General features: G+C 70.6%; 9 protein-coding genes and 1 pseudogene. 4 read left to right on the top strand and 6 right to left on the bottom strand.

Going from position 1 to position 15,729, the window contains the following annotated elements; all coding sequences use genetic code 11:
- Positions 1–250: 250 nt before the first annotated feature.
- The 3 genes and pseudogenes from ACFC51_RS26920 to ACFC51_RS26910 all read right to left on the bottom strand — a co-directional run bounded on the left by ACFC51_RS26920 (position 251) and on the right by ACFC51_RS26910 (position 5,982).
- Positions 251–2,014 carry a ThuA domain-containing protein gene (locus ACFC51_RS26920; protein WP_376377116.1) on the bottom strand — a complete coding sequence of 588 codons (1,764 nt, stop codon included), beginning with the start codon at positions 2,012–2,014 and terminating at the stop codon, positions 251–253.
- The gene (locus ACFC51_RS26915; protein ID WP_376531260.1) at positions 2,011–4,833 is read right to left on the bottom strand and encodes a PQQ-dependent sugar dehydrogenase; all 2,823 of its coding nucleotides are present in this window, start codon (positions 4,831–4,833) and stop codon (positions 2,011–2,013) included. Before ACFC51_RS26915 ends, ACFC51_RS26920 begins: the two co-directional genes overlap by 4 nt.
- A gap of 600 nt (positions 4,834–5,433) precedes the next feature.
- Positions 5,434–5,982: pseudogene (locus tag ACFC51_RS26910) on the bottom strand (hypothetical protein).
- A 114-nt stretch (positions 5,983–6,096) separates the two neighbouring features.
- Between ACFC51_RS26910 and ACFC51_RS26905 the strand changes: the two are divergent.
- A complete protein-coding gene (locus tag ACFC51_RS26905) occupies positions 6,097–6,672 on the top strand; it encodes a GNAT family N-acetyltransferase (RefSeq protein WP_376377112.1) in 576 nt (191 codons plus the stop codon).
- A gap of 264 nt (positions 6,673–6,936) precedes the next feature.
- Here the strand turns inward: ACFC51_RS26905 and ACFC51_RS26900 are convergent, their stop codons facing one another.
- The gene (locus ACFC51_RS26900) at positions 6,937–7,551 is read right to left on the bottom strand and encodes a cysteine hydrolase family protein (RefSeq protein ID WP_376531258.1); all 615 of its coding nucleotides are present in this window, start codon (positions 7,549–7,551) and stop codon (positions 6,937–6,939) included.
- Positions 7,552–7,720: 169 nt separating this feature from the next.
- On the bottom strand, positions 7,721–8,809 hold the full coding sequence (locus ACFC51_RS26895) for a magnesium and cobalt transport protein CorA (protein WP_376377108.1): 1,089 nt from the start codon (positions 8,807–8,809) through the stop codon (positions 7,721–7,723).
- Positions 8,810–8,956: 147 nt separating this feature from the next.
- Here ACFC51_RS26895 and ACFC51_RS26890 point away from each other — a divergent pair, with 147 nt between their 5' ends.
- Together ACFC51_RS26890 and ACFC51_RS26885 are read left to right on the top strand one after the other, a co-directional pair.
- On the top strand, positions 8,957–9,331 hold the full coding sequence (locus tag ACFC51_RS26890) for a hypothetical protein (RefSeq protein ID WP_376531256.1): 375 nt from the start codon (positions 8,957–8,959) through the stop codon (positions 9,329–9,331).
- A gap of 244 nt (positions 9,332–9,575) precedes the next feature.
- Complete coding sequence (locus ACFC51_RS26885) at positions 9,576–12,659, top strand: endo-alpha-N-acetylgalactosaminidase family protein (protein ID WP_376531254.1); 3,084 nt, start codon at positions 9,576–9,578, stop codon at positions 12,657–12,659.
- A 95-nt stretch (positions 12,660–12,754) separates the two neighbouring features.
- Here ACFC51_RS26885 and ACFC51_RS26880 read toward each other — a convergent pair whose 3' ends face one another.
- Complete coding sequence (locus ACFC51_RS26880; protein ID WP_376377102.1) at positions 12,755–14,524, bottom strand: beta-galactosidase; 1,770 nt, start codon at positions 14,522–14,524, stop codon at positions 12,755–12,757.
- Between the two features lie 129 nt (positions 14,525–14,653).
- Between ACFC51_RS26880 and ACFC51_RS26875 the strand changes: the two genes are divergently transcribed.
- Positions 14,654–15,550, top strand: a complete 897-nt coding sequence (locus tag ACFC51_RS26875) for a helix-turn-helix domain-containing protein (protein ID WP_376377100.1) — start codon at positions 14,654–14,656, stop codon at positions 15,548–15,550.
- Positions 15,551–15,729 lie beyond the last annotated feature (179 nt).

The raw sequence follows: 15,729 nt of genomic DNA, 5'->3' as shown, positions 1-15,729 counted from the left end.
AGGCATTTACCGACGGACCGCTCCGCCTGCACCTCGTCCCGCGGAGCACCGGAGGATCCGACTCCCGACGACCGTCCGGTGTGACCTCACAGGGCACGCCAGGGCGCACGGGAACGCTCGCAGTGCGCGGAGCGCGTGAGAACGGCGGCAGGGCGCTACGGCGTGGCGCCCTGCCGCCGCCACCGGCCCGGGACCGCGGCCGGTTCCGTGGTCACCGCCTCCCGCGGTGACCACGGAGTCGGGTGCGTACTCAGCCGGGGAGGATCCACTTCTGGTTGGCGCCGGTGTGGCACGACCAGAGGTGGACCTTGGTCCCGTCCGCCGAGGAGGCGCCCGACGCGTCCAGGCACTTGCCCGACTGAGGATTCCTCAGCGTGCTGTCGGCCTGCGGCACCCACTTCTGGGCGCCCGAGCCGTTGCAGCCGTAGAGCTGGACCTTCGTGCCGTCGGCTGTGCCGCCGCCGCTGATGTCCAGGCACTTGCCCAGCGCCCGCAGGGTCTGGTCCGCCCCGGCCGTCCACCTCTGGGCAGCCGACCCGTTGCAGGTCCACAGCTGGATCTGGGTGCCGTCGGTGCTCGCGCCGCTCGCGACATCGAGGCACTTGCCTCCGACGCCCGTGACGGCGCCCTCCTTGGGGCCGGCCGTGCCTCCGAGCTCCTTGATGCGGACGTTGCGGAACGAGACGTCGTCCCCCGTGCCGTGGTTCTGCAGGCCGATGTGGCCCTGCTGGAGGCTGCGCACGGGATCGGTGTTGGTGAAGTCGTTGATCCTCCGGCCGTTGAGGAAGAGCTGGAGGCGTTCGCCCTCGACCCGTATCTCGTACGTGTTCCACTCTCCCGGCGGGTTGAGCGCCGCGTCGCGAGCGGTCAGGTCGGCCGACTTGAAACCGTAGACGGAACCCGTCGTGCGGTCCGGGGAGTCCGTCGCGTCGATCTGGATCTCGTATCCCCTGTCGACGGCCGACCACGGGTCGTCCGAGGCCGGGAAGCCCACGAACACCCCGGAGTTGTCGTCACCGGCCTGCCGCCAGTCGAGCTTCAGGGAGTACGCCTTGTACTCCTTGGCCTGGTACCACAGCAGGCCGAGGCCGCCCTGGGAGGTGAGAGTGGCATCGGATTCGGTGAAGGAGCCTGGGCCGGCCTGCTTCCATCCGCCGGTGCCCGAGGTTCCGTACAGAGACGTGTAGCCCGTCTCCGGGCCGCAGTCGGCCTCCGTCAGACGCGCTGCCCAGCGTATGCCCCCGAGCAGATGGCGGCGGAAGGCGGGATCGGTGTACGAGTCCTCGGTGTGGCCGCCGCCCGTGTAGAAGGCACGGCCGCCCTGGTAGTCCTTGCACCAGGCGATGGGGTGATCGCCGCCCATCGTGCCTCCGCTGTACGTGGACTCGTCGAGCGAGGCCAGGACGTGCGCGGTGGTCCGGGGGTTGGTGCGGTAGTCGTACCACTCGTCGGTCCGCTGCCAGGTGGGGCCGAGGTGGGCGGTGGCGTCGTGGGCGCGGTCCTCGACCTTGACCGTGGCCGGCTGGATCTGCGGGTGGGACTTGAACAGCGCCCCGGCGAGGCCGCTGTACCAGGCCCAGTCGTACTCGGTGTCGGCCGCCGCGTGGATGCCGACATAGCCTCCGCCGCTCGTGATGTACCCCTCGAAGGCGGTCTGCTGCGCGCTGTTGAGGACGTCGCCGGTGGTGGAAAGGAAGACGACGGCCTCGTAGCCGGCCAGGTTGGCGGTGGTGAAGGCGGCCGCGTCCTCGGTCGCGGTCACGGTGAAGTTGTTGGCGGCGCCAAGCTCGCGCAGGGCGGTGACGCCTTCGTCGATGGAGGAGTGGCGGAAGCCGGCGGTCTTGGAGAAGACCAGGACGTCGTACCGCGGGTCGGCGGCGGCCGCCGCGGAGAGCCCCGCGGGCGCGGGTGCCCCGGCCTCGGGTGCGGCGTTGGAGACCGTCATGGGGAGAGCGGCTGTGGCGAGCAGGGCGGACGCGGCCCAGGCGGCAAGGCGCCCGTGGAGTCGGCTCATGGCAGGATCCACTTCTGGTTGGCACCGGAGTTGCAGGTCCACAGGTGGAGCTTGGTGCGGTCGGCCGAAGCACCACCGGCCGCGTCCAGGCACTTGCCGGACACCGGGTTCTTCAGGGTGCCGTCGGCCTGCGGCGCCCACTTCTGGGCTCCGGTGTTGTTGCAGCCGTAGAGCTGGATCTTCGTGCCGTCGGCCGTGGCACCTCCGCTGATGTCCAGGCACTTGCCGAGCGCGCGCAGCGTCTGGTCCGTCCCGACCGTCCAGCTCTGTGCGGTCGTCCCGTTGCAGCCGAACAACTGGATCTGCGTCCCGTCGGCCGTGGCCCCGGCGGCGACGTCCACGCACTTGCCGCCGATCCCCGTGATCGGGCCGGTCCGGGCGGGCTGCGTACTCGTGGTGACGGTGAAGTCGTCGACGTCGAAGAGGGATCCGCTGCCTCCCTTGAAGACGAGATGGAGCGTGGTGGTGCCGGCGGGACGTGCGGTGAGGTTCGTGGACACGTCCTGGAAGGACTCCCAGCCTCCGGTGGCGGGGACGGCCGCCGACCCGAGCAGGGTGCCGGTGGGTGAGCCCGCCCGCACTTCGAGGGTTCCTCCGGTGGCGCCGGAGGCGACACGGGCCGTCAGCTTGGTGACGTCGGCGAGGAGGTACGGCTTGAACGAGATCCAGTCGCCGTTGTCGATGTAGCCGACCGCCTTGCCGCCGTGCGCCTCGGCCTTGTCGACGATCGTGACACCGGCGGACTCCCCGAAGTGCTCGGCCTGGCGCTGGCTGCCCTGGCTGAGGTTCTGGTCATGGGTGGTCAGGGCCGGCTGTCCGTTCGCCCCCTTGTCGGTGTACTCGGCGTCCCAGACGCCGAAGATGTTGGCGTTGGGGTCGTGTTCACCGTCGGCGATGGTCTGCACGGTTCCGGAGCAGCCGGTGGCGGAGGTCTGGGGGTGGCCATGGCTGTCGTGGCCGATGATGAAGGTGACCTTCACCTTGGAGCAGTCGACCGTGCCGTCCTCGGGGTCGGTGACGGTGACCTTGAAGGGCACGGCGGCACCCGGGTCGATGACGGAGCCGTCGACGGGCAGTTCGAGGGTGACGCTCGGCGCCGTGTTGCCGACCGTGATGATCACCGACGCGGTCGCGGTCTTCCCTGTGCCGTCGGAGACCGTCAGTTCCGCGGTGTAGCGCCCGTTGGCGGAGTACGTGTGGGAGGGGGAAGCACTCGTGGAGGTGGTGCCGTCACCGAACTTCCAGGCGTAGGTGAGGGGGTCTCCGTCGGGGTCGGAGCTGCCCGCCGAGGAGAACTTAACCGCAAGGGGAGCGACGCCTGAGGTACGGTCGGCTGCCGCCTTGGCGAGCGGGGACCGTCCGCCGGTGATGTGCTCGATGCGGTAGACGGCGCTGTTCGCGTCCCCGTTGAAGTAGCCCGTGCCGTAGTCGAGCACGTAGAGGGCGCCGTCCGGCCCGAAGGCCGAGTCCATCACCTGCGTGCCCTGCCACGGGAAGGCGTTGATCGACTGCACCGTGCCGTCGGTACCCTGCTCGACGCGCTTGATCCACTTGCGGCCGAACTCACCCGCGAAGAAGTCGCCGTCGTAGCTCTGGGGGAACTTGACGTCCGACGTCGAGGCCGCGTCGTAGCGGTAGACGGGCCCGCCCATGGGCGACTCGGAACCGCTGCCGAACTCGGGGACCGATCCGCCGTCGTAGGGGATCCAGGCGGGCTGGGCCGGAGGCAGGTCGGTCAGGCCGGTGTTGTTGGGCGAGGTGTTCCTGGGGGCTGAGCAGGAGAAAGCGGCTCCGGACGTGGAGGAGGCGAAGTCGTAGTCGACGTACGCGTTGTTCTTGCCGGTGCAGTACGGCCAGCCGTAGTTGCCCGCCTTGGTGATGCGGTTGAACTCGACCTGCCCGGCCGGCCCGCGGCTCGCGCTCGCCGTGCCGGCGTCGGGGCCGTAGTCACCGAGGTAGACGGTGCCGGTCGGCCTGTCGACGCTCATCCGGAAGGGATTGCGGAAACCCATGGCGTAGATCTCGGGCCTGGTCTTCGCCGTTCCCGGAGCGAACAGGTTCCCCGACGGGATGGAGTAGTCGCCCGCCGCGTTCACCTTGATGCGCAGCACCTTGCCGCGCAGGTCGTTGGTGTTGCCCGCCGAACGCTGGGCGTCGTAGGCGGGGTTGCGGCCGGACCGTTCGTCGATGGGGGTGAACCCGTCGGAGGCGAAGGGATTGCTGTCGTCGCCCGTGGAGAGGTACAGGTTGCCCTGGGCGTCGAAGTCGATGTCCCCGCCGACGTGACAGCAGAGGCCGCGGCTGGCGGGGACGTCCAGGACCTTCTTCTCGGACGCGGTGTCGAGGGTGCCGTCGGTCTTGAGGACGAACCGTGAGAGCCGGTTGACGCCGTTGAACGGGGCGAAGTCTGCGGCCGATCCGTTGGCGGGGGCGTCCCCCGAGGGAGTCGAGAGCACCGGGGCGTAGTAGAGGTAGACGAAGCGGTTGGTGGTGAAGCCGGGGTCGACGCCGACGCCCTGGAGCCCCTCCTCGTCGTGGGAGTAGACGTCGATCCGCCCGGCCACCTTGGTGGTGCCGGCCGCGTCGGTGAGGCGCAGCGTGCCGTCCCGTGAGGTGTGCAGGACGGACCGGTCGGGCAGGACGGCGAGCGTCATCGGCTCACCGGTCTCCGCCACTCCCTTGGCCAGGGTGACCTGCTGGAACTCCTCGGCCGCCACGGGTGCGGCTTCGACCGGTCTCTGCTGGGCCGTAAGGGCACCCGCGGCGATGGCTAAGGTGCACGCCACGGCCGCGAGAGGTCTGATGAGTTTCCTGTGCACGCGAATCCTCCGTGTGGAGACGGGGTCGGGGGTGGAGCACAGGCGCGCGCCGTCGCGCCGGGAGCCGGGTGCCCCAGGGGGAGGAGGGCACCCGGTCCTTGTCGTCCGGTTCAGATCAGGAAAGTAGTGGCTTTTGCGGCGCTCAGATAGACCTTTGACGTACCGGAACACAACTTTCTCTAGTAGAGGGACAAAGGTGCTGGGTGTGGGCCCGCGCCGGTGGCGCCCCGCGGTCCGGGTCGGTGGCGTCCCGCGGCCCGAGGCGCGTGCTCAGGGCGGTGACGGCCGGCTCGGCCACCGGCCCCCTCCGCGCCGTCCGGCCTCCAGGGCACTTCGTGAGCAACCGGAGTCGCTGTCGCCCTGGCCCGGGCCGCTGGTCGGCCGGCACCGCGAGGCCTGGTCCGGTGGCTGCCAGGCGGGGGGCCCTGACCGGTGGAGCGCGGCTGATGACGAGCGACGGCCTCGCGGAAGCGGGCAGTGCGCGTGTCCGACGTGACTCCGAAGGGGGCCATCGCCTTGGGCCCCCGCACGAGTCGGCATGCCCAGGTGCCCTCGTCGACGGTCGATCGGCCTGATCCCGCTGGACCAGCCACTCACTCGTCAGGCTCCACGAGCAGGGCCATGCCCGGCCCGGCCGGTGGCGGCAACCACCTCCCGCGCGATGTCGACGACGAGACGTCCGTCCGTCGGCACCCGGACGGTCTCCTCGGAAGCCTGCTGCTCCAGGAGCCGTGCCTTGCGGACAGGCGTCTCGAACTCCTGCTCCAGCTCTGCGCCGAGTTCTCGTTCCACCAGCCGCTCGCGGGCGGTGGCATCGGAGGCGGTGAGCAGTACGCGTCCGATTCCTGCTCCCATGGCACGCCCGAGCATGCCCGTCGCCTCCGGCAGCACACTCATGGTGTTCGTACGGACCAGGCGTCTGTAGCCGTGTGGGCGAAGTTCGCCCACACGGCAGTCGGATTGCTCTCGGTGATCTCCCTGCGAGGGGGGTCTCCTTCCGGCGCCGGATGCACCTGCCCCAATGAGGTCACCATCGATGACCGCGCGAGCGACCGCCTCGGAGCGCAGGAGCGCCGAGACCTCCCGTCCCACCGTCGTCCTGCCGACACCGGCTCGTCCTCCGATGAGCACTACCTCTGCGCGATCCACGAGGCCGGCGTGCCGGCGGGCGACCCCCCTCACGCGATCCGATATCGACCAGGCCGCCGGTCCTGCCCGGCCCACAAGATCACGATCCACGGCCGGAGTACTAGGCTGGCACCCATGAATGCGGCCATGACCAGCGGAGGAAGTACCCGGCCCGCCGTCCTCGACGCCCGGGACCTGACGTCCGATCCTGACCTGGAGGCCCGGTTCGCGGAGTCGGCCCACCGGATCCTCGCGGACCTGGTCGTCGGAGGTGCCGCGCTGGGCTGGGTCGAGCCGCCCTCGCGGGACGAGGTGGCGGAGTTGCTCGGACGCGTCCTCTCCTTGGCACACGTCGGGGACGCGGCCCTGCGTGCCGCTTACCTCGACCGTCGACTGGTCGGGTTCGGTTACTGGCTTCGCTACGCGCGGCCGACCCATCGGCCGCACGCCGATCTGGAGAAGATCGCGGTGGACGCCGAGGTCCACGGCCGTGGCGTCGGCCGTGCGCTGACCACTGCTTTGATCGCCGACGCCCGGGAGACAGGCATCGAGGTCCTCACCCTGGACGCCCGTGGTGACAACACCGGTGCTCTGCACCTCTACCGGTCGCTGGGCTTCAGCGAGTACGGCCGTCTGACCGACTTCGTCGCGGTCGGCGAGCACCGCTTCGACAAGGTCCTCTACATGGTCGACTTCCGCCGGCGCAGTTGACCGGTTCACTGGATGACGACGAAGCGCTTTCCAGGCACGTCCGGAGCCGGTGCGTTGACGGCGTTCGTTCCCACCCACCGCTGCGAGGCTGTCCCGGATTCCCAGCGGCATCCCACCGGCGCAGTGGGCGCGGTGAACGACTGCGCACCTGCTCACGGACGGGTTGCGAGCGGGGTCCGTGCGGCGTGGCCACCCGCTGTTCGAGGCCGTACTCCGTCGGCCCGCTCATCGGGCCGACGGAGTGCCGTCACGGCCTCCGGACTCTCAGAGGCCGGCGATGACCTCGGCCGACGTCATGGGCAGCGAGAACATGGGGTAGTCGTAGGTGATCGCGTTCTCGTGCTCCTCCTGGGAGGTGGCGGCCACGCAGTCCGGCAGGGTGATGACCCGGTAGCCGTTCTCGTATCCGGTCCGCATCGTCGATTCGACGCAGCAGTTGGTGAGGAAGCCGGCGAGGATGATCGTGTCGATCCCCTTGTTCCGCAGGATGAAGTCGAGGTTCGTGCTGGCGAAGGTGTCGAGGCCACGCTTGCCCTCGATCACGATGTCACCCTCGGCCGGGGCGAGGTCGTCCACGATCGCGGCGCCCCAGCTGTCCTTGACGAAGGCCGAGCCCTCCACGACCCCCTTGAGGATGCCGTACGGGTGCCGGGACAGCTCGCCGTAGCCGGGGGCGAAGGTGATGGGTGCGTGCATGATGGTGACGCCCGCAGCGCGCGCGGCTCCGGTGAGGGCCACGGTGTTCGCGAGCATGGAGGTCTTCTCCATCACTCCCGCCACGGCGCCGTTGAGTACACCGCCCTCGCTGGTGAAGTCGTTCTGGTACTCGATGAGGACGAGTGCGGTCTTCGCCGGATCGAGGTGGAAGGTCTCGGACATGACGGCTCCTTAGCGATGTCGGACACACCAGTGGCAGGGATATCTTGCCCGACAAGGGGAGCAACCGGACGGCAGTGACCAGGATCGGTGGCCGCCCGTACGGAACCGGCCGTCCCCGGTCTCGCCCGTCCCGGCACGGGACCGGCGGTCACCTGGCGCGGGCGGCGGGTCAGAGCCAGCCGTTGCGGCGGAACCCTCGGTGCACGGCGAAACAGGCGACGGCGATGACCCCGAGGGCAAGGGGGTAGCCGTAGGTCCAGCCGAGCTCGGGCATGTGCTCGAAATTCATCCCGTAGACCCCGCACACCATGGTCGGCACCGCGATGATCGCTGCCCATGCCGTGATCTTTCGCATGTCCTCGTTCTGGGCGACGGTCACTTGGGCCAGATGTGCCTGGAGGATCGAGTCGAGCAGCGAGTCGAACGAGGTGATCTGGTCCCGGGCGTGGGTCAGGTGGTCGGCGACGTCCCGGAAGTAGGCGCGGATGTCGGGCTGGACAGCGGGCATGGGCTGGGTGGCGAGCTGCTGCAGGGGCCGGTCCAACGGCGCCGCCGCGCGCTTCAGTTCCAGCAGCTCCCGCTTGAGCTGGTAGATCCATCCCGCGTCGCCCCGGCCGCTGCTGCCGCTGAAGACTGCCGACTCCACGGCATCGATGTCGTTCTGCACCGCGTCGGCGACGGCCAGGTACTCGTCGACCACTTGGTCGGCTATCGCGTGCAGGACCATGGCCGGCCCCCCGGCCAGTCGCGCCGGCGTGCTCTCGAGGGCCTCCCGCAACGGGCCGAGGGAGCCGTGCCGGCCGTGCCGGACGGTGATGACGAAGTCGGTGCCGACGAAGGCCATCAGCTGGCCGGTGTCGACCACCTCGCTGGTGGCTGTCAGCTCCGCGTGCTCGACGTAGCAGACCGTCTTGAAGACGGCGAACAGGATGTCGTCGTACCGCTCCACCTTGGGCCGCTGATGGGCGTGGACGGCGTCCTCGATCGCGAGCGGGTGAAGTCCGAACAGCTCGGCGAGGCCGGTGAGCTCGTCCGATTCCGGTTCGTGCAGCCCGATCCAGACGAATCCGTCACCGGACCTGCGGACCCGCCGCAGAGCCTCCGCGGCGTCGACCGTCCCGTCCTGCCGTGCACCGTCGCGATAGACCACGCAGTTCACCACCGAGCTGCCCAGCGGCGAGCGTGCAGGATGACTGAGATCCACGGCACGCCGGTAGCCGCGGCGGACCGCTCGTCGGATGGTGCTGAACGTGGACACGGTGGCTCCTTCGGGCGGATCAGCAGCCAGTGTGCCACTCCTGGGGCCAGGCCGTGACGATGAGTGAGCGGGCTCCGTTGCCACCCCTGCACGTTTGCGGGGAGAAGGCGGCGTGGCCGGTCCGCGGAGACCGGCGGGTGGGGCAGCATGAGCCGGATGGGACCTCCATCGAAGCCGGATCCGACACCGAAGCCGGAGCCGGAACGGACGCCGGACGGCCGGTACATCGTGGTGGGCGGTCGGAGATGGCGAGCGACGGATCCGGAGATTCCCGAGGAGATCGCCGCCGGCCTGCGGCGTCACCTCATGGCGGCCCGGCGCGCCGTGGCCGCCGCGCACCGGAGCAAGGACCCGGCGGCCGAGAGAGCGGCCCGAAGCCGGGTGCAGACGGCGAAGGTGGCGCTCGGCGAACGCGGCACCCCTTGGTGGGAACAGTCCGTCGACGAGCGCCGCCGACGGTGGGAGGACGGCGCCACCGGGCTCGACGCGGACCCGCCGGACGAGGGCCGGACCGCGTCGTAGGCCGTCGGGGCGGGACGCATGACGCCGCCGCCGTCGTACGCCGTCCCACAGAAGTCCGCCGTATTCCCCGCGCCGTCCCACAGGAGCCCGCCGGAGTCCCGCCCGAGCCCCTCCGGCGGCCGGGACCCGTGGATGAGCCGGGCACGTTAGTCCAACAGCCGCTCCTCCTTTGTCCATGGGCGCGTTCACCTCGCGCGGCGCATCTTGGCGTGCACAGATGCCGTCAAGCGTCAGGAGAGCGCGCATGCACGCACAGGACCCCGGACCGAGCCGCAGGACCGTGGTGACGGCCACCGCACTGGCAGGGGCGGGACTGGCTCTCACAGGACCCGGCGCCGCAAGCGCGGCGCAACGGGGGACGACGCAGCGGGACACGGTGCTGCGCTCCCGCGAACTGGAGGTGCGGGTCGATCCGGACTTCCCGCGCATCGTCTCGTACACCGACCGTGCCCACGGTGCCGTACTCCACGGTCAGGAGGACCCGGTCACCTCGGTGCTGATCGACGGAACCGCCCGGACCCCCAGGGTGACCTCGCGACCGGACCGGGACAGGGTGTCGTACACCCTCACCTTCGACGGGGGCGCGGAGATCCGGGTCGAGATCCGTGTCACCGGCTGCCGGGTCGACTGGCGCGTCACCCGCATCACCGACACCTCCGCCCTGCGCATCGGCACGCTCCAGTTCCCGTCGCTGGCGTTCCTGTCGGTGCGCAGCGACCAGCCGGGCGCCGCCCTCCTCGGCGCACGCATCCAGCTCGACAAGGCCACGAGCGGCGACACCCTGGTCGAACTCACCCCCGACACCGCGCCCGACGCCGCGCCGTCGGGTTGTGCCTATGCCGTCGTCGCCCACGACCTGCTCGGCGGCGCCCTGGAGACCAACACGACGTACGACAGGCCCGACAGCGTCCCCGGCGCCACCTGGGAGAACGGGCGCCTCTGGCGCCAGACCGTCGGGAGGGACGGCTATGTCAAGGCGCAGCTCACCTGTGGGCAGTGGACGCACCGTGCCGCGACCGCGCCCCTCGACGCCACCGAGCCGCTCCCGTACGCCACCGTGATCGTCACCGGTGACCGCAACGGCGACGGGGTGGTGGACTGGCAGGACGCCGCCATCGCCTTCCGCGACATCATGACCGACCCGCTGGGCGCCGGTGAACAGCACCTGCGGGTCGTCCCGCACATCCCCTTCAACTTCGCCAGCCAGGCCACCAATCCGTTCCTCGCGACACTCGACAACGTCAAACGGATCTCCCTGGCGACGGACGGACTGCGCCAGTACACGCTCCTCAAGGGCTACCAGTCGGAGGGCCACGACTCCGCCCACCCTGACTACGCGGGCAACCACAACGAGCGCGCGGGCGGCCTGAAGGACCTCAACACGCTCGTACGCGAGGGGCGTGGATGGGGAAGCGACTTCGGCGTCCACGTGAACGCCACCGAGTCGTATCCCGTGGCGAAGGCGTTCTCCGAGACGCTCGTCGACAAGAACGACGAACAGTGGGACTGGCTCGACCAGAGCTACCGCATCGACCAGCGTCGCGATCTCGTGTCCGGCGACATCGTCAAGCGCTTCCAGGACCTCAGGGACGAGACCGACCCCGCGCTGAACATGCTGTACATCGACGTCTTCCGGGAGTCCGGCTGGACTTCGGACCGCCTCCAGCGAGCCCTGCGGGAGCAGGGCTGGCAGGTCACCACCGAGTGGGGCCACGGCCTCGAACGCTCCTCCCTCTGGTCCCACTGGGCGACCGAGACCGACTACGGCGGGGACACGTCGCGGGGCATCAACTCCCGGCTGATCCGGTTCATCCGAAACCACCAGAAGGACGTCTTCGCCGACAAGTGGCCGACACTCCTCGGCATCCCGCGCACCGGCAACTTCGAGGGCTGGGTCAACAAGACCGACTGGAACACCTTCTACCAGCAGATCTGGACCGACAGCCTGCCCGCCAAGTACCTCCAGGCGTACCCCGTCCGGACCTGGGGCGCGCACGAGATCACGTTCTTCGGCCCGACGAGGACGTCCGTGGACGACGTGGAGGGCACCCGCCGCATCATCACGGACGGCCGTGTCGTGTACGAGGAGGGACGCTATCTGCTGCCCTGGGAGCCGCGCGAGGCCACCGACCCGGACCGGCTCTACCACTACAACCCGGCAGGTGGCAGCAGCACCTGGCAGGTCCCGCGCGGCTGGGCCGGCCGGTCGGCGCTCGCCCTGTACCGGCTCACCGACCAGGGACGGGTCCACGTCCGGGATGTTCCCGTCCGCTCCGGCCGCGTCACCATCGAGGCCGAGGCCAGGCAGCCGTACGTCGTCCACCGCACCCGGGTGCCCGCGCACCGGGACCCGGAGTGGGGGCAGGGGACACCGCTCCACGACCCGGGCTTCCACTCCGGTTCCCTGGCGGGCTGGAATGTCAGCGGCCCGGCGTCGGTCGAGCTGAGCGCCCTCGGAGACTACGAACTGGTCATCGGCCCCGGAACCGCGGCAGCCGTCGGCCAGCGGCTCGCCCGCCTGGCACCGGGCACCTACGCCGCGTCCGTACAGGTGGAGGTGGGCAGAAGCGCGGGGGAGCGGCGGCGAGCCGCTCTCACCGTGCGCACCGCCGACGGGACGACCACCGAGAACTGGACCGTCTCCTCGACCGCCGTCAACTTCGTCGCGGCGGACCGCAAGCACGGCACCCGTTTCCAGAGGATGTTCACGTACTTCACCGTGCCGGACGGCGGAGGCCCCGTGGACCTCACCCTGCACGCCGGGGAGGGGGACGCGCGGGTCCGCTTCGACAACGTACGGATCGTCGCCGCGCAGCCCACCACCAAGTCCGGAGCCGTGGCCTTCGAGGACTTCGAGCGCGTGCCGCAGGGCTGGGGCGCCTTCGTGAAGGGGGACGCGGGAGGCTCGACGGACCCGCGCACGCACATCGCACAGCGGCACTCCCCGTTCACCCGGCGCGGCTGGAACGGCAAGGCGATCGACGACGTGGTCGACGGGACCCAGTCGCTCAAGTCGCGCGGGGAGAACGACGGCCTCGTCCACCGCACCGTGCAGCACACCGTCCGCTTCGAGGCGGGGAAGCGCTACCAGGTGACCTTCCGGTACGAGAACGAGAAGGCCGGAGAGTACGCCTGGATCACTGCGGTCGACGCGCCGGACGCCCGCGAACTCGACCGCAGGGACCTTCCCGTCGCGACCTCACCGGCCGTGCTGAGCTACGAGTTCACGGCTCCGACCGAGGGCGAGACCTGGGTGGGTCTGCGCAAGACCGGGAGCGACGGGAAGGCGGAGTTCGTCCTCGACTCCTTCGAGGTCCGTGAGGCGTGACGGACGGATGAGAGGAGGCGCGGGCGAGGGGTGAGGACGAGAGAAGGGCCGGTCCTGTACGCAGGACCGGCCCTCCTCCGTCTCCGGGCGCTTCCTCAGCCGACGGTCAGCAGGTGTTCGCCCGAGTGCTCCAGCTCCAGGACCCACACCTCGTTCACGCCCTCGCGCAGCACGGGCCCGGGAACGTACAGGGACTCCTGCGGTCCCACGCTCCAGTAGCGGCCCAGACAGAAGCCGTTGACCCACACGAAGCCGCGCCCCCATCCCGGCAGGGAGACCCCGGCGTCACCCGCACCGCGCACGTCGAAGGTCCCCCGGAACAGCCCGGGAGCGCCCGCCTCCGGTGAACGGAACGGCACCTTCCGGAGTGCGTCCGCGCTCTCGAACGCGTCCAGAGCCAGACCCCGCGCCCGTACGCCGTGCAGATACTGGCGCTCGTGGAGCACACCCCCCGTGATCCCCTTCGGCTCGGCGAGACGCGGCCCGTAGTTGACCCGCCCCAGCGACTCCACCCACAGGTCCACCACCGCCGGCCCCGCGACCGGCCGGTCCAGCGCCGTGTACGCGCCTGCCTCGGCCGTGCCTCCGCCCAGCACCCCCGCCCTCGCCCCGTCGACGTACACGACCGCCCGGTCCCGCAACCCGGTCACTCCCAGCGGATACGGCGCGCGCGGCCCCGGCACCTCCACCCGGTAGCGGACCACCCCCCGGTCCACCCCCAGCTCCTCGAAGGTCGGCGGCATCGCCCACTCGCCCTCCGGGCCGCCGAGGCCGTCCATGACGTCACCCAGCGGTGCCCACTCCGTGAGTTCCGCACGCACGGGCGCTCCCAGGGCGGGCGGCAGAGCCGGTACGTCGGGGAGCGGGACACCGCCCTCCCGGTGCCGGGCGAGGACCTCCCGGAACAGCCAGAACTTCTCCGTGGGGCGGCCGTACTCGTCGACGGGGGCGTCGTAGTCGTACGAGGTCACGGTCGACCGGAGCTCGCCGCCGTGGAGTTCCCCGGCACGGTTCGCCCCCGACCAGCCGCCGAAGTTGGTCCCGCCGTGCGCCATGTAGATGTTGACGGACGCGCCGCACCCGAGGATCTCCTCCAACGCCGCGGCAGCCTCGGCCGGCTCGCTGGGCACCGGCTCCGCCCCCCAGTGGACGAACCACCCGCACCAGAACTCCATGCACATCAGCGGCCCGTCCGGACGGTGCCGCCGCAGGGTCTCGAAGCTCTCCCGCGCCCCCGAACCGAAGTTCGCCGTGGCGAGCACACCCGGCACGGACCCGCCCGTCAGCATGTGGTCCTCGGGCCCGTCGGACGTGAACAGCGGCACCGTCGTCCCGAGCTCGCGCAGCATCTCGACGAGACGGCCCAGGTAGACCTGGTCGGAGCCGTAACTGCCGTACTCGTTCTCGGCCTGCACCATGATCACCGGTCCGCCCCGGTCGATCTGACGCCGCACGACCTGCGGCAGCAGGCGCCGGAACCACCGCTCCACCTGCCCGAGGTACTCGGGATCCCGGGTCCTCACCCGGGCCCCCAGGGCCCCCGTCAGCCAGTGCGGCAGACCGCCGTTCTCCCACTCCGCGCAGATGTACGGACCCGGCCGAACGATCGCCCACAGTCCCGCCGACTCCGCGGCGTCCAGGAAGCGCCCCAGTGCCTCCACGTCGCGGAACCGCCCCTGCTCCGGCTCGTGCAGATTCCACGGGACGTACGTCTCCACACAGTTCAGCCCCATGGCCCGCAGCATCGCCAGCCGGTGTTCCCAGTGGTCCTCGTGCACCCGGAAGTAGTGCAGAGCACCCGACAACAGCCGTACGGGCCGCCCGTCCAGCTCGAAATCCCGCTCGCCGACCGTGAATTCAGGCACGGTTGCCCACCTCTCGTTCCACCGGCCCCCACCTCACACCCTGGCGGCGAAGCGGTCCATGGACAAAGATCGGGAGCGATTGGACGCAACGGAACACCGACCGGACGGGCGAGGAGGACACCGAAGCCGATGTACCACACCTGGATGCGCTATTTCACGCCGGGCCCCACCCACCACAAGCTGGGTCTCGTCTGCCTCGGAGTCGGCCTCCAGCACGGCGCGCTGCCCGTCGTCGGACCCCGCACCCTCGACCACCACGTCGCCGTCGTCATCAGCGCGGGCACCGGCTGGTACCGCCGCCCCGACGGCACACACACTCCCGTGACCGCCCCCGCACTGATCTGGCTCGTGCCGGGCATCCCGCACCACTACGGCCCCGACCCCGACACCGGATGGGACGAGAGCTTCGTCGACTTCACCGGTCCGGCGACCGCCCCGTACACCGAGCTCGGCTACATCGAGCCCGACCGCCCGGTCGTGCCCCTCGCCGACACCGCGTCCGCCCGCGCCGCCGTGGGCCGCATCGCCCGCGCCGCACGCCTGGGCAACCCCCTCCTGGAGGTGGAGACCGGCGCCGCCGTGCACGAACTCCTCGTCGCACTCCGCCGTGCCCGCGCCGACGTGGGGGCCGACGGGGACCCCGTGCTGCACGCCCTCGCGCGCGATGCCTTCCAGCCCTTGTCCGTCGCCGAACACGCCTCCCGCCACGGGATGACCCCCGCCGAACTGCGTATCGCCGTGCGGCGCGCCGCCGGGTGCAGTCCCAAGGACTACCTCCTCGGCATCCGCCTCGGCCGCGCCAAGGAACTCCTCGCCGCCACCGAGCTGCCCGTCGCCGCGGTGGCCCGCCGCGTCGGTTACGACGACCCGGCCTACTTCTCCCGCCTCTTCACCCGCCGCGTCGGGACGGCCCCCATCCGCTTCCGGGACCAGCAGGGCCGGACGGTCCCCGGCGGCTGGAGCGACCGGATCCCCGATCCCGAACACCCCCCGACCATCGCCGCCCACCCGGAGAGCCGGGTATGACGGCTGACGGGCCGTCACGTCCTGTGCGGACGCTTCCCGCTCTCGTACGAGACCTGTGTCGACCACGGCAGCAGCCACGGCCACTCCCCTCCGACCGCCCGTGCGACTCACGATGACCACCGGTGGCCGTACCCGCCGTCGACCCGGACGTGGAGCGGTCGCACACCCAGGGAGCAGCT

It is taken from the genome of Streptomyces sp. NPDC055962, from assembly GCF_042270185.1.
Classification (GTDB): domain Bacteria; phylum Actinomycetota; class Actinomycetes; order Streptomycetales; family Streptomycetaceae; genus Streptomyces.
The sequence above is the reverse complement of the archived record's forward strand: the minus strand, read 5'-3'. Positions and strand labels throughout refer to the sequence as shown.